Genomic DNA, 13,740 nt, shown 5'->3' on the forward strand with positions numbered 1-13,740 from the left:
GCGCGAGGAGGCGACGTAGTGACCGAGGACCGCAGCCCGGCGGTGGCCGAGAACCCCGAGGGTTCCGTCGAGGGCGAGGAGGCCGAGAAGCCGGTCAAGAGCCGCAAGAACGGCCTGTACGGCGAGATCTCGGACGAGCTCGCCGCGTCCATGCGGGCCGGCTGGGCCGACACCGAGCTGCACGGCCTGGAGCCGGACGTCCAGGCCCCGTACGCGGCCGAGCGCCGCGCCCGGCTGTCGGCCGCGTTCCCCGGCGAGCGCCTGGTGGTGCCCGCGGGCAACCTGCGCACCCGCGCCAACGACACCGAGTACGCGTTCCGGGCCGCCAGCGAGTACGTCCACCTGACCGGCAACCGGACCGAGGACGCCGTCCTGGTCGGCGAGCCGGTCGACGGCGGCCACGACTTCGCGCTGTACCTGCTGCCGCGCTCCGACCGGGAGAACGGCGAGTTCTGGCTGAGCGGCCAGGGCGAGCTGTGGGTCGGCCGCCGCTACTCGCTGGCCGAGTCCGAGCAGCTGTACGGCCTGCCGGTGCGGGACGTCCGCAAGGCCGCCGAGGAGCTGGCCGCCGCCACCGTCCCGACCCGGATCGTCCGCGGCTACGACGCCGGCCTGGAGGCCGCCCTCGCCGAGCAGCTCGACGAGGAGAGGGACGACGAGCTGAAGGTGTTCCTGTCCGGGCTGCGCCTGGTCAAGGACGCGTGGGAGGTCGGCGAGCTGCGCGCCGCCTGCGACGCCACCGTCAAGGGCTTCACCGACGTGGTGCGCGAGCTGGACCGGGCCGTCGCCAGCTCCGAGCGCTGGATCGAGGGCACCTTCTGGCGCCGCGCCCGGGTCGAGGGCAACGACGTCGGCTACGGCACCATCGCCGCGGCCGGCCCGCACGCCACCACCCTGCACTGGGTCCGCAACGACGGCGACGTCCGCCCCGGCGAGCTGCTGCTGCTGGACGCGGGCGTGGAGACCCACACCCTCTACACCGCCGACGTCACCCGCACGCTGCCGGTCAACGGCATCTTCGACCCGCTGCAGCGCAGGATCTACGACGCGGTGTACGACGCCCAGGAGGCCGGCATCGCCGCGGTCCGGCCGGGCGGGCGGTTCCGCGACTTCCACGACGCCGCGCAGCGGGTGCTCGCCGCGCGCCTGCTGGAGTGGGGCCTGATCGACGCCTCGGTGTACGACCTGGAGAAGGTCCTGGAGCTCGGCCTGCAGCGCCGCTGGACCCTGCACGGCACCGGCCACATGCTCGGCCTCGACGTGCACGACTGCGCGCACGCCCGCCGCGAGCAGTACGTGGACGCGCTGCTGGAGCCCGGCATGGTGCTGACCGTCGAGCCCGGCCTGTACTTCCAGGCCGACGACCTGACCGTGCCGGAGGAGTACCGGGGCATCGGCGTCCGGATCGAGGACGACATCCTGGTCACCGCCGACGGCAACGAGAACCTGTCCGCGGGCCTGCCCCGCCGGGCCGACGAGGTCGAGTCCTGGATGGCCGGGCTCACCGCCTGACCCGCCGCGCTCTCCACGGAGCCCCCGTCCGGCCCGCCCGGCGGGGGCTCCGGCGCGCTCAGTGGCGCCGCCCCCAGCCCGAACAGGCCGAGCAGACCGGGATACTCTTCGCATAACGGACACAATTCGACGTGGACATCTGAAGCTCTCCGAACGTGGTGGTGGAAGCGGGGGATCGGGAACGGCCGCACCGGCCCCCTATGGTGACGCCCCATCTTCCCGGGTGGTTGTCCCCCGGTTCCAAAGGTTTTCCGCCGCCGTCCGGGCCCGTCCGATCAGCCTCCGCCGCGGTCCGTGCGCACCCGTCCACCCGCGGCCCACCGGTCGGCCGCTCCCGCCGCCCGTCCCGCCGCCCGCACTAGACTCGACGCGAACCCCCGCCGACGGCCGCCCCCGGGAGCACCAGATGCCCGAGCCCGTACCCCTCACCATCGGCAAGCGCCCGCCGCCGGTGCACACCGTCGCCGTGTACGCCTTCGCGGGCATGGCCCCGTTCGAACTCGGCGTGGTGGTCGAGGTGTTCGCGCTGGCCCGGCCCGAGCTCGCCGGGCTGCTGGCCGCCCCCTGGTACGACGTCCGGGTCTGCGCCGAGCGGCCCGGGCACCCGCTGGAGGTGGTCGGCGGGTTCTCGCTGACCCCCCGGCACGGGCTGGAGGAACTGGCCGCCGCCGACACCGTCGTGGTCGCCGGGGTCCCCGACCCGTACGGCGAGGTCCCGCCCGCCGTGACCGCCGCGCTGCGCACCGCGCACTCCCGCGGCGCCCGGATGGTGTCGATCTGCTCCGGCGCCTTCGCGCTGGCCGCCGCCGGACTGCTGGACGGCCTGCCCGCGACCACGCACTGGCGGTACGCGGCGGAGCTGGGCCGCCGCCACCCGGAGGTCCGGGTCGACCCGGACGTGCTGTACGTCGACAACGGGCAGGTGCTGACCAGCGCGGGCAGCGCCGCCGGCATCGACCTGTGCCTGCACCTGGTCCGGCAGGACCACGGCGCCAAGGTCGCCAACACCGTCGCCCGCCGCTTCGTCGTCCCGCCGCACCGGGACGGCGGGCAGGCCCAGTTCATCCAGGCCGCGGTCCGGCCGGTCGAGGAGCCGGAGGACGGGGTGGCCCGGTCGATGCGCTGGGCGCTGGACCAGCTCGCCCGGCCGCTGACCGTGCCGCTGCTGGCCCGGGCGGCCGGCATGTCCGACCGCTCCTACCTGCGGCACTTCACCGCCCGCAACGGGGTCAGCCCGATGCGCTGGGTGGCGATCCAGCGCATCGCGGCCAGCCTGCCGCTGCTGGAATCGCCGGAGGGCAGCGTCGAGGAGATCGCCGCCGCGGTGGGCTTCGAGTCGGCCGCGACCTTCCGGCACCACTTCGGCCGCACCATGCGCACCTCGCCGACCGCCTACCGGCGCACCTTCGGCCGGGCCGCGTAGCCGGGGCACGCAGCCGGGCCGGACGGGAAGCGGGCGCCGCGCCGGGAAGCGGGCGCCGCGCCGGGAAGCGGGCGCCGGACGGCCCGGCCCCCCGTCGGGCCGGGCCGTCCGGCGGGTCGTCAGCCCTGCTCGCCGCCGCGCTCCAGCCGGTCCGCGTTGGCGTGGATCGCGTCGCGCAGCCACTGTGCCAGGCCCGGCGCGAGCTTCTCGTACGTCTCGGTGAACCGCGGGTCGGCGACGTACATGTCGCCGAGGCAGCGGTGCATCCGCGGGCCGCAGTCGTAGAAGTTCAGGCCGATGTGCTCGCGGTGCCGCTCGACCGCGGCCGCGGCCGACTCGCCGTCCGGGGCCGCGCCGGCCGTGTACGCCGCCACCAGGGCGTCGTTGACGGCGTCGGCCTCGGTCTTGATCCGCTCCCAGTCCGCCTTGGTGTAGCGGGCGGTGCGCTGCCGGGACTGCTGCCAGGCGGCGGTCTCGCCCCAGCGCTGCTGGGCCTCGTCCTCCCAGTCCTCCTGGTAGTCCGCGCCGAACACCTCGAACTTCTCCTCCGGGGTCAACTGGATCCCCAAGGTCCTCGCCTCCATCGCTCGTTCGACTGCCGCGGCGAGTTCCTCCAGCTTGCGGATCCGGTCGCCGATCAGCTCGCGCTGCCGGCGCAGGTGCTCGCTCGGGCCGACCGTCCGGTCGTCCAGGATCGCCGCGATCTCCTCCAGCGGGAAGCCGAGTTCGCGGTAGAACAGGATCTGCTGCAGCCGGTCCAGTTCGGCCTCGCCGTAGCGCCGGTAGCCGGCCGGGGTGCGGCCGCCGGGCGACAGCAGGCCGATCTCGTCGTAGTGGTGCAGGGTGCGCACCGTGACCTTGGCGATCCCGGCGAGCCGGCCGACCGTGTAGCCCGGGTCGTGGTCCCCGTCGTCCATCGCGTTCCCTCCTTCCCGTTCGCCGCGACCAGCCTGGGGGCTCACGCGGCGTGAGGGTCAAGCCGGTGGCGGCGGGCGGGGGTTCAGTCGGCGACGCCGCCCTGGGCGATGACCTTGTCGATCCGCAGCCGGACCAGCAGTTCGCCGGGGACGCCGTTGCGGGCCGCGTACTCCTCGGCGCGGTCCTCGCCCATGTAGCGGGCGGCGATCCGGCCCGCCCAGTGCCGGACCTCGGCGAGCTCCTCGCTGACCGCGGCCACCCCCTCGACCAGCACGAAGGCGAACGGCGGCCGGTCGTCGTCCACGCACAGCGCGGCCCGGCCGTCGCGCCGCAGGGTGCGGCCCTTGACGGTGTCCCGGCCGGTGTTGAAGACCAGGTCGCCGCCGTCCAGCAGGAACCAGACCGGGGCGACGTGCGGGCGGCCGTCGGCGCGGGTGGTGGCGAGTTTTCCGGTTCGGGTGCCGTGGGCGAGGAAGGCGCGCCACTCGGGCTCGGTCATCGTGGGCATGGCCGCCATCCTCGCGACTGCCCCGCCCCCGCGCCTACTCGGACTCGCCGTAGCGGACCAGATAGGCGGCGAACCGGTCCAGGTCCTCGTCGCCCCACGAGGTGAAGCGGTCGGTGAAGGCCCGCCGGCGCTGCTCGTACGCCTCCGCGAGGAGCTGCTCCCCGGCGTCCGTCAGGTGCAGCAGCTGGCCGCGCTGGTCGTCCGGGTCGGCCTTGCGGCCGAGCAGCCCGAGCCGTTCCAGCGCGCCGACCTGCCGGCTGACGGTCGACTTGTCGAGCATGAAGTGCGCCGCCAGGTCGGCGGCCCGGCAGGAACCGCGCTCCTTGACCAGGTCGAGCATGCTGTACGTGACCAGCGAGAGCTCGGGGTGCAGCTGGGCTGCCTTGTGGCGGGCCCGGCGGGCGAACGCGGTGAGCTCGCGCTGGATGGTCTCCAGCGCGGCGTCGCGGTCGGGCATGGCGGTGGCTCCTTCGTCGTGCGGTGTTGCCGACCACGGTAGGGCCAGCCGCGGTCAGACGCCGACCGCCTCCTCCATCTCCTCCTCCTCGGCGGGCTGCCCGGGGGTGCGCGCGAGGGTCCGCCGCCGCTCGGCGCGACCCGCCAGGACGAGCAGCGCGGCGCCGGCCGCGAGCCAGCCGAACAGGGTCGCGAGGTGGCCGCCGAGGCCGGCCCGGCCGCCGAAGTAGACGTGGTCGCGGGCGGCCTCCAGGAAGCCCGCGCCGTTCCAGAACGAGTGCAGCGCGCCGTAGAAGCCGTTCTGCAGCTCGGGCTGGAAGATGCCGCCGGAGCTGGTGAAGTTGAGCATCACGAACAGCGCCATCATGGTGAGCGTGGTCCACCGGCCGAGGAAGGTATGCAGGGCGGTGCCGATCGCGACGATGCCCGCCGCGTACAGCCAGCTCATCGCCCAGACGCCGAACAGCCCGTGGTCGACCAGGTGGAACACCGGCCCGGCCAGCGCCGCGCCGAACAGGCTGACCACCAGCGCCACGCCCAGGCCGAGCAGCGCCCGCACCCGCATCGCCAGCGCCCCGCCGGCCGCGCCGAGCACCGCGACCGAGCCGTAGGAGCCGATGCTCAGGGCCACCAGCAGGAAGAACAGGCCCTGCCCGGTCGGGTCGCCGGCCGCCATCGGGGTCAGCTCCTGGACGGCCAGCGGCCTGCCCTGCTGGGTGGCGACCTGGGTGAAGACCTTCTCGGCGGCGCTCGCCGAGGTCTCCGAGTTCGCGGTGGCCACCAGCAGGGTCGGCGCGTCGGCGTCCGGCAGGTAGGCGGCGGCCAGCCCGCGGTCGAGCAGCCGGGTCCGGGCGGCGTCGGCGTCGGCGGCGGTGGTGACCTCCAGCTTGTCGCCGGCCTTCTCCTGGAGTCCCTGGGCCAGCGCCCGGGCCTGCGGGCCCTCGCCGACCACGGCCACCGGGAGGTGGTGCGGGGCGGGGGCGTGGAAGGCGGAGAGGTACGCGATCCCCATGCCCAGGCACATCAGCAGCGGGGTGACCAGGTGGGTGAGGACGTGCCGCAGGGCGGGGGCGGAGGCTGCCGAGGGCGAGGACATCGCAACTCCATAGTTGGCAAGTACAACTAATATTTAGTTGCACTTTACAACGCGAAGATGCTTCGCATCCACCCCGCACCCCGCTCCGTGACCCACCTCACCCACCCCGGACACCCGGCAGGCCGCCGGGCGGCCGGCTACAGCAGGTCGTCCAGCTCCCGCAGCAGCCGGCTCTTCGCCCGCGCCCCCACCAGCGACCGCACCGGCTCGCCGCCCTTGAACACCATCAGCGTCGGCATCGACATCACCCCGTACGCGATCCGGGTCTCCGGGTTCGCGTCCACGTCCAGCGCCACCACCTCCAGCCGGCCCGCCAACTCCGCCAGCACCGGCGCCAACTGCCTGCACGGCGGGCACCACTCGGCGGTGAACTCCACCAGCACCGGGCCCTGGGCCGCCAGCACCTCCCCCGCGAAGTCCCGGTCCGTCACACTGCGCACCACGCCACCCATCACGTCCTCCTCGTCCCTGTCGTCGTCACCCGTCGGTGCGGACCAGCTCGCAGCGCGGCTCACCGCCCCCGGCCCCCGCCAGCGCGTCGCGCGCCGCCTCGGCCCGGGCCAGCTGCCCCGCCACCTCCTCCCGGACCTCGGTCAGCCGGGCCACCATCGCGTCCAGCTCGGCCAGCTTCGCCCGGTACACCTCCAGCGAGGCCGGGCACGAGTCGCCCTCCGGATGACCCGCCCGCAGGCACTCCACGAACGGCCGGGTCTCCTCCAGCTCGAACCCGAAGTCCCGCAGCACCCGGATCTGCCGCAGCAGCCGCAGGTCCTCCTCGTCGTACGCCCGGTAGCCGTTGCCGCCGCGCCGCGCGGGCAGCAGCCCGCGCGACTCGTAGTACCGCAACGCCCGCGTGGTGGTGCCCGCCCGCCGTGCCAGTTCGCCGATCCGCATGCCACGACGCTAGACCTTCACCCCCGCGTCAACGCCAGCCCCGATCCGTCCGCGGCCGCTCCGCCGGCCCCCTTGCGATGATCGTTACGCTCGCCTGATGACCGAACTGACCACGGCCCTGCTCGCGGCCTACGACGAGCACATGCGCGGCCTCGGCGCCCGCGGCGAGGACGAGACCCACGACAGCGACGGACCGCTGCTGCGCAAGTACGGCGGCTTCCGCGGCTTCGTCACCTCCCCCCGCCCCGACCTCGGCCTGCGCGGCCCCGAACTCGACGAACTCATCACCCGCCAGCGCGAGTTCTTCGCCGCCCGGGGCGAGTCCGTCGAGTGGAAGACCCGCGGCCACGACCTCCCCGCCGACCTCCCGGACCGGCTCGCCGCCGCCGGCTTCGTCGGCGAGGACCCCGAGACCGTCCTGATCGGCCTCGCCGCCGAACTCGCCACCCCCACCCCCGCCCCCGAGGACATCACCATCCGCCGCGTCACCGACCCCGCCGACATGCGGCGGATCGCCGCGATGGAGACCGAGGTCTGGGACGAGGACTGGTCCTGGCTCGCCGACGACCTCACCACCCGGGCCGACCACGCCGAGGACTTCCTCGTCCTGGTCGCCGAGACCGACGACCCGCGCCCCCAGGTGGTCTCCGCCGCCTGGCTCACCCGCACCCCCGGCAGCGAGTTCGGCGGCCTCTGGGGCGGCTCCACCCTCGCCGCCTGGCGCGGCCGCGGCATCTACCGCGCCCTGGTCGCCCACCGCGCCCGCTGGGCCCTCGACCACGGCATCCGCTACCTCCAGGTCGACGCCTCCCCCGACAGCACCCCGATCCTCCGCCGCCTCGGCATGCACGCCGTGACCACCACCACCCCGTACGTCTGGACCCCGCCCACCGCCTGACCCCCGCGACCGTGCGCGGCAGCGGGGGCGCTGCGCGCGGCGGGAACAGGACAGCGGGCAGGCGGGGGCGGCGACGCGCCGCCGAGCTGGGCGGACGTGCCGGTGGCGAACCCGTCCGGAAAATTTCCGAGAATTCTCCGGGGAGCGTGTAGAGAACCGCTCCCCCGGCTCCGACCACTGGACGCAAGCACGACACCGCACGACGCACCAGACGAGGAAGTGGTCCACGTGAAGTACCTGCTGATGACCTACGGCAACCAGGAGAAGTGGGACTCGCTGCCGGCCGAGGGCTGGACCGAGGCGATCGCCCAGCAGGACGCCTTCAACAAGCGCTACCAGGAGAGCGGCGAACTCATCGGCGCGTACGGCCTCGGCGACGCCGCGGCCTGCCGGATGGTCGGGCGCCAGGACGGGCTGCCGGTGGTCAGCGACGGGCCGTACCTGGAGACCAAGGAGTACATGGCCAGCTTCTACCTGCTCGACGTCGACAGCGAGCAGCGCGCCCTGGAGATCGCCGCCGACATGCCGTGGGCCGACCGCGAACCGGTCGAGCTCTGGCCGATCCTGCACGAGGCGAAGTGACCCTCCCCGCCCCGGCCGGCCAGGACCTGCTGCGCGCCCTCGCGCCTCAGGTCCTGGCCGCGCTGCTGCGCCGGCACGCCGGGGCGTTCGACGCCTGCGAGGACGCCGTGCAGGAGGCGCTGCTCGCCGCCGCCGAGCAGTGGCCCCGGGACGGGACCCCGGAGAACCCGCGCGGCTGGCTGGTGACCGTCGCCTCCCGCCGGCTGGTCGACCTGGTCCGGTCCGACCGGGCCCGGCGCGAACGCGAGGAACGGCTGTTCCTCGCCACCCCGCAGTCCGAACTCCTCGGCCGCCCCGCCGACGCCGGCCCGGACGCCGACCGGGACGACTCGCTCGCCCTGCTCTTCCTCTGCTGCCACCCCGCCCTCACCGCCCCCAGCCGGATCGCGCTCACCCTGCGCGCCGTCGGCGGCCTGAGCACCGCCCAGATCGCCGCCGCCTTCCTGGTGCCCGAGGCGACGATGGCGCAGCGGATCAGCCGCGCCAAACAGACCATCCGCACCTCCGGCCTGCCGTTCGCGCTCCCCGGCCCCGACGAGCAGGACGGCCGGCTCCGCGAAGTCCTGCAAGTGCTCTACCTGGTCTTCAACGAGGGCTACACCGCCACCACCGGCGACGGCCTGACCGCCCCCGCCCTCTCCGACGAGGCGATCCGGCTGACCCGGCTGCTGCACCGCCTACTGCCCGCCGACGCAGAAGTGACGGGCCTGCTCGCCCTGATGCTGCTCACCGACGCCCGCCGCCCCGCCCGGACCGGCCCGCACGGCGAACTCGTCCCGCTCCCCGAACAGGACCGCGGCCGCTGGGACGCCGCCGCCATCGCCGAAGGCACCGCCCTCGTCGAACGCGCCCTCCCGACCGGCCGACCCGGCCCCTACCAACTACAGGCCGCGATCGCCGCCCTGCACGACGAGGCCCCCGACGTCGCCGCCACCGACTGGCCGCAGATCCTCGCCCTGTACGACCTGCTGCTGCGCGTCGCCCCCGGCCCGATGCCCGCCCTCAACCGGATCGTCGCCCTCGCCGAAGTCCGCGGCCCCGAACCCGCCCTGCGCGAACTCGCCGCCCTCGAACCCGCACTCGCCCGCCACCACCGCTACCACGCCGTCCGCGCCGAACTCCTCACCCGCACCGGCCACACCCCCGCCGCCACCCAAGCCTTCCGCCGAGCCGCCACCCTCGCCCCCAGCCTCCCCGAACGCCGCCACCTCACCGAACGCGCCAACACCACCGCTGCCACCACCGCCGACATGGCCAACCCCGGCCCGGAAAACGGCGGTTGACGACAGCACCTGCCCCAAAGCCCCGCGCAGCGAAAGCCCCGCGCAGCGGGTCTCAGCGGGTGGTGGCGGTGGCGGTGGCGATGGCCGCGTCGATGGCGCCGTAGAGCTCGGAGCGGAGGCCGAGGCGGGAGGCGCGGATGTCGACGGCTTCGGCGACGGCGGGTTGGGCGTAGCGGTCGACGGATTCGCGGATGCCGTGGACGAGGGGGGCGCCGGCCTGGCCGAGTTCGCCGCCGATGATGATGGCGGCGGGGTTGAGGCAGTTGACCAGGTCGGCGAGGACGCGGCCGATGGTGCGGCCGGCTTCGCCGATGACGCGGGCGGCGGCCGGGATCTCGGCGAGGCGGTCGAGCGGCGGGAGGTCGACGGTCTCGCCGGGGCGGGCGCCGGGGGCGAGGACGTGGACGAGCCGGCGGCGGACCTCGACGATGGAGGCGACGGACTCCAGGCAGCCGCGGTTGCCGCAGCGGCACCAGGTGCCGGTGTCGGGGAGCTGGATGTGGCCGATCTCGCCGGAGATGCCGCTGGCGCCGCGGTAGATGCGTCCGTCGAGGAGGAGTCCGGCGCCGATGCCGGTGGACGCCTTGACGTAGACGAGGTCGTTGACGGTGCGGCCGGTGCCGTAGGCGCGTTCGCCGCGGGCGCCCATCTCGGCGTCGTTGCCGACGGTGACGGGCCGGTCGAAGAGGCGGCCGAGTTCGGCGGCGGGGTCCATGCCGATCCACTGGGAGAGGGTGGAGGGGGCGCGGACCACGTTGGTGCGGGTGTCGAGGGCGCCGGGGATGCCGGCGGCGATGGCGGTGATCTCGTCGAGGCGGTGGCCGGCGGCGTCGAGGGCCTGCCGGGCGAGGTTCTCGGCGGCGTCGAGGACTTCGCGCGGGTGGTTGTCGACGTCCAGGTGGGCGGTGGCCTCGCCGAGGAGGGTGCCGGTGGTGTCGGCGACGGCGGCGGTGACGTGGGTGTGGCCGAAGTCGAAGGCGAGCACCAGGGCGTGGGCGCGGCGCAGGGTGACGGCGGCGGCGCGGCGGCCGCGGCCGGCCGCGGCCGGCGAGGGCGAGGTGGTCTCGCTGACGAGCCCTTCGTCGAGCAGGTCGGTGACGGCGCTGCTGACGGCGGAGCGGGAGAGCCCGGTGAGCCGGCTGATCTCGGCGCGGCTGAGGGTGCCGTGCTCGCCGAGGGCGGCGAGCAGGGTGGCCCGGGTGCGCAGGCGGCGGGCCGAGGGCGCGGGGGCGGCGGCGGGGGCTGTCATGAACGGAACGGTAGCGGACCCGTTCCCCATTTTCACCGTTGAACGGATTATTTGACGTTCTGCTCGTCCTCTTGACGGACGAATTGGCCTATACCTATGGTCTAGGGCAGTAGCAGCACCTCATGCGCCGGTACGGAGGACGCGCCGGGAGAGGAAGGCCGATGAACGCCACCCAGAGCCGTCATCGCTGGTGCGTCGAGATTCCGCACGCCAACGAGATCCGCTCCGGCCGCCACCTGTTCATCGTGGACGCCGCCGCCGAGGACGACGCCCGCCGCGAGGCGATCGAGCGCGCCGAGTCGGCCGAGGCCCGCCGCCACCGACGCGACGCCGACCTGGACCTCGCCCAGGTCACCGTGGTCCACCTCGGACTGCTCCGCTCGCACTGATCCCCCGCCGCCCCCGGCCGCGGGGGATCCGGCTTTCCCGCACCACCCCGTACCGCCCCGCAGCACCTCCGCGCCCCGCACGCCGCGCGCCGCCCCGGTGACCACCCCCGGCCGGCCCTCCGGCGCCCCCGCGCCCCCGCGCCCCGCGCCTCCGCGCCCCCTCCTCCGGACGGGTGTGACTTCACCGAATCGGGTTTGTATGCTTCGCTCGACTTCTACAGACCTGTAGAAGTTCGGTCGGCGGCTACGGACGAGGGGGCGCCATGTCGGCGCGCAGGGCGAAGAGCGGCCACGGCGCACGCGCACACGGCCGGGACCGCGGCCGCGGCCACCGGGGCAGGCGGATCGCCCTGTGGACCACCGCGAGCGTGGTCGCGCTGGTCGTGCTGGCCGGCGGCCTCGTCTACTACCGGCTGAACGGCAACCTGAGCACCTTCGGCAGCGACGGCGTCAGCAAGGACCGCCCGGCCGCGGCCAGTGCCGACGCCGAGGGCCGCACCCCGGTCAACCTGCTGCTGATCGGCTCCGACTCGCGCTCCGGCTCCAACAAGAGCCTCGGCGGCGGCGACGACGGCGGCGCCCGCTCGGACACCGCGATCCTGCTGCACGTCTACGCCGACCACAAGCACGCCGTCGGGGTGTCCATCCCGCGCGACTCGCTGGTCGAGATCCCGCCCTGCATGCTGCCGAACAAGAGCTGGACCAAGGACCAGCCCAGTGCCATGTTCAACAGCGCCTTCTCGGTCGGCGACACCGACGCGGGCAACCCGGCCTGCACCCAGAACACCGTCGAGAAGCTCACCGGGCTGCGGATCGACCACACCATGGTGGTCAACTTCCAGGGCTTCGCCGACATGACCAAGGCCGTCGGCGGCGTCGACGTCTGCCTGCCCAAGGCCGTCTACGAGGGCGACCTCAACCCCAACCTCGGCCACCGCGGCCAGGAGCTGTTCAAGGCCGGCCACCAGACCATCTCCGGCCAGGCCGCGCTCGACTACGTCCGGATCCGGCACGGCCTCGGCGACGGCTCCGACATCGGCCGCACCAAGCGCCAGCAGGCCTTCCTCTCCTCGCTGATCAAGCAGGTCAAGTCGGCCGGCATGGACCCCACCACCCTGCTGCCGCTGGCCGACGCCGCCACCAAGGCGCTCACCGTGGACGAGGGCCTGGGCTCGGCGAGCAAGCTGATCGACTTCGCCATGACGCTCAAGGGCGTCGACCTGCACGACATCAAGTTCCTCACCGTCCCCTGGCGCTACCAGGGCGAACGCGTCGCGATCGTGCACCCGGACGCCGACCAGCTGTGGGCCGCGCTCCGCTCCGACCACACCCTGGACGGCCAGGACGCCTCGGCCGTCCCGTCCGCCACCCCCACCGCGACCGCCACCCCCGCCGCCCCCGCGTCCACCGCGCCGCCGAAGCCCGACGGCGCCGGCGTCCGGGTCGCCGTCTACAACGGCACCGAGACCGCCGGGCTGACCGGCCGGGCCGCCGAGGCGCTGGAGAACTCCGGATTCACCGTCACCGGCCGGGCCAACGCCGCCTCCCGCACCCACCGCACCACCCTGGTCGAGTACGGGACGGGTGAGCGGGCCGCCGCCGAGAAGGTCGCCGCGCTGTTCCCCGGCGCCGTCCTGCAGCCCGGCTCCCGCACCGGGATCGCCCTCACCCTGGGCGCCGACTACGCGGCCGGCGGCGGCACCGCCGCCGCCCCGCCGGTCCCCACCGGACCGCTGCCCAGCAGCGTCAGCCAGGCCCGCTCCGCCGACCAGGACGCCTGCGCCGACCTCACCTACGGCTGACCGTGCCCCCTTCCACCCCCGACTCCACCCCTCACGGAGGGACGGCGATGGACGACCCGCACCCCCGCGACCCGCACCCCCACGACCCGCACCCCCACGACCCGCTTCCCGGGACCGCCCCGACCCAGCAGGACCGGGCCGACTTCGAGCACGCCCTCGGCCTGGCCCTGGCCGACCCCGCCGTGCGCGCCGCGACGGCCGGCGACCCCCGGCGGGCCGCCCGGCTGCGCGCGCTGGCCCGGCAGCAGGCCGCACCGATCCTGGCCGCCGCCGCACCCGAGTACCTGGCCTACCGCCGGCTGCGCGACGCCGCCCCCGCGCCGCCCGCCCGCGCCACCGCCCCCGGCGAGCGGCTGACCGGCTGGCTGGGCGCCCTGGCCCTGGTCGTGCCGGTGGTCAGCGGCAGCGCGGCCGCCGTGTTCTTCCTGCTCGGCGCCGTCCTCGACCTGTCGCACCCGCACCCCGGCGTCACCGACGCACTGCGCACCGCCGCCTGGAGCGCCGTCGCGGTCGCCGTCACCGGCGCGCTGACCGGGCTGGCCGGGCTGCTGCTGACCGCCGCCCTGCGGCGCGCCGACCCGCCCGCCGACCCGCGGCACGCCGGGCAGCTGGCCGCCGCCCGGTCCGCCTGGCGGACCGCCCTGCTGGAACGCGGCCTGCTGCCCTTCCTGCGCTCCCGCCCGGACGCCTGAGACCGGACGCCCGAGACCGGACGCCCGAGCCGGGCGCC

At 74.8% G+C, this 13,740-nt stretch carries 15 protein-coding genes; 8 read left to right on the forward strand and 7 right to left on the reverse strand.

Annotated elements, in window-relative coordinates:
• Positions 1–18 precede the first annotated feature (18 nt).
• Together KSE_RS18575 and KSE_RS18580 are read left to right on the forward strand one after the other, a co-directional pair.
• A complete protein-coding gene (locus KSE_RS18575; protein WP_014136869.1) occupies positions 19–1,512 on the forward strand; it encodes an aminopeptidase P family protein in 1,494 nt (497 codons plus the stop codon).
• Between the two features lie 406 nt (positions 1,513–1,918).
• Positions 1,919–2,935 (forward strand): helix-turn-helix domain-containing protein, encoded by a 1,017-nt coding sequence (locus KSE_RS18580; RefSeq protein WP_014136870.1) that lies wholly within the window; start codon positions 1,919–1,921, stop codon positions 2,933–2,935.
• A 119-nt stretch (positions 2,936–3,054) separates the two neighbouring features.
• Here KSE_RS18580 and KSE_RS18585 read toward each other — a convergent pair whose 3' ends face one another.
• The 6 genes from KSE_RS18585 to KSE_RS18610 all read right to left on the reverse strand — a co-directional run bounded on the left by KSE_RS18585 (position 3,055) and on the right by KSE_RS18610 (position 6,807).
• The gene (locus KSE_RS18585; protein WP_014136871.1) at positions 3,055–3,852 is read right to left on the reverse strand and encodes a MerR family transcriptional regulator; all 798 of its coding nucleotides are present in this window, start codon (positions 3,850–3,852) and stop codon (positions 3,055–3,057) included.
• Positions 3,853–3,935: 83 nt separating this feature from the next.
• Positions 3,936–4,370: a PPOX class F420-dependent oxidoreductase gene (locus KSE_RS18590; protein WP_014136872.1), complete on the reverse strand. Its 435-nt coding sequence runs from the start codon at positions 4,368–4,370 to the stop codon at positions 3,936–3,938.
• Positions 4,371–4,395: 25 nt separating this feature from the next.
• Positions 4,396–4,818, reverse strand: a complete 423-nt coding sequence (locus KSE_RS18595) for a MarR family winged helix-turn-helix transcriptional regulator (protein WP_014136873.1) — start codon at positions 4,816–4,818, stop codon at positions 4,396–4,398.
• A gap of 54 nt (positions 4,819–4,872) precedes the next feature.
• Positions 4,873–5,913 carry a membrane protein gene (locus tag KSE_RS18600; protein ID WP_014136874.1) on the reverse strand — a complete coding sequence of 347 codons (1,041 nt, stop codon included), beginning with the start codon at positions 5,911–5,913 and terminating at the stop codon, positions 4,873–4,875.
• Positions 5,914–6,050: 137 nt separating this feature from the next.
• The gene (locus tag KSE_RS18605; RefSeq protein WP_033258830.1) at positions 6,051–6,365 is read right to left on the reverse strand and encodes a thioredoxin family protein; all 315 of its coding nucleotides are present in this window, start codon (positions 6,363–6,365) and stop codon (positions 6,051–6,053) included.
• Positions 6,366–6,390: 25 nt separating this feature from the next.
• Positions 6,391–6,807 (reverse strand): MerR family transcriptional regulator, encoded by a 417-nt coding sequence (locus KSE_RS18610; RefSeq protein ID WP_014136876.1) that lies wholly within the window; start codon positions 6,805–6,807, stop codon positions 6,391–6,393.
• 97 nt (positions 6,808–6,904) lie between these two features.
• Here KSE_RS18610 and KSE_RS18615 point away from each other — a divergent pair, with 97 nt between their 5' ends.
• From KSE_RS18615 to KSE_RS18625, 3 genes are all read left to right on the forward strand, one after another.
• Positions 6,905–7,705: a GNAT family N-acetyltransferase gene (locus KSE_RS18615; protein ID WP_014136877.1), complete on the forward strand. Its 801-nt coding sequence runs from the start codon at positions 6,905–6,907 to the stop codon at positions 7,703–7,705.
• Positions 7,706–7,933: 228 nt separating this feature from the next.
• Positions 7,934–8,287: a YciI family protein gene (locus tag KSE_RS18620; RefSeq protein WP_033258831.1), complete on the forward strand. Its 354-nt coding sequence runs from the start codon at positions 7,934–7,936 to the stop codon at positions 8,285–8,287.
• Positions 8,284–9,570 (forward strand): RNA polymerase sigma factor, encoded by a 1,287-nt coding sequence (locus KSE_RS18625; RefSeq protein WP_014136879.1) that lies wholly within the window; start codon positions 8,284–8,286, stop codon positions 9,568–9,570. Before KSE_RS18620 ends, KSE_RS18625 begins: the two co-directional genes overlap by 4 nt.
• A 52-nt stretch (positions 9,571–9,622) precedes the next feature.
• Here KSE_RS18625 and KSE_RS18630 read toward each other — a convergent pair whose 3' ends face one another.
• The gene (locus tag KSE_RS18630) at positions 9,623–10,819 is read right to left on the reverse strand and encodes an ROK family transcriptional regulator (protein WP_014136880.1); all 1,197 of its coding nucleotides are present in this window, start codon (positions 10,817–10,819) and stop codon (positions 9,623–9,625) included.
• A 161-nt stretch (positions 10,820–10,980) separates the two neighbouring features.
• Here KSE_RS18630 and KSE_RS18635 point away from each other — a divergent pair, with 161 nt between their 5' ends.
• From KSE_RS18635 to KSE_RS18645, 3 genes are all read left to right on the forward strand, one after another.
• On the forward strand, positions 10,981–11,208 hold the full coding sequence (locus KSE_RS18635; RefSeq protein ID WP_014136881.1) for a hypothetical protein: 228 nt from the start codon (positions 10,981–10,983) through the stop codon (positions 11,206–11,208).
• Positions 11,209–11,471: 263 nt separating this feature from the next.
• Positions 11,472–13,010 carry an LCP family protein gene (locus KSE_RS18640; RefSeq protein WP_014136882.1) on the forward strand — a complete coding sequence of 513 codons (1,539 nt, stop codon included), beginning with the start codon at positions 11,472–11,474 and terminating at the stop codon, positions 13,008–13,010.
• Positions 13,011–13,057: 47 nt separating this feature from the next.
• Positions 13,058–13,702, forward strand: coding sequence for a hypothetical protein (locus KSE_RS18645; protein ID WP_014136883.1), 645 nt, complete (start codon positions 13,058–13,060; stop codon positions 13,700–13,702).
• The last annotated feature ends 38 nt before the right edge of the window (positions 13,703–13,740 follow it).

Source organism: Kitasatospora setae KM-6054, assembly GCF_000269985.1.
GTDB classification, from domain to species: Bacteria; Actinomycetota; Actinomycetes; order Streptomycetales; family Streptomycetaceae; genus Kitasatospora; species Kitasatospora setae.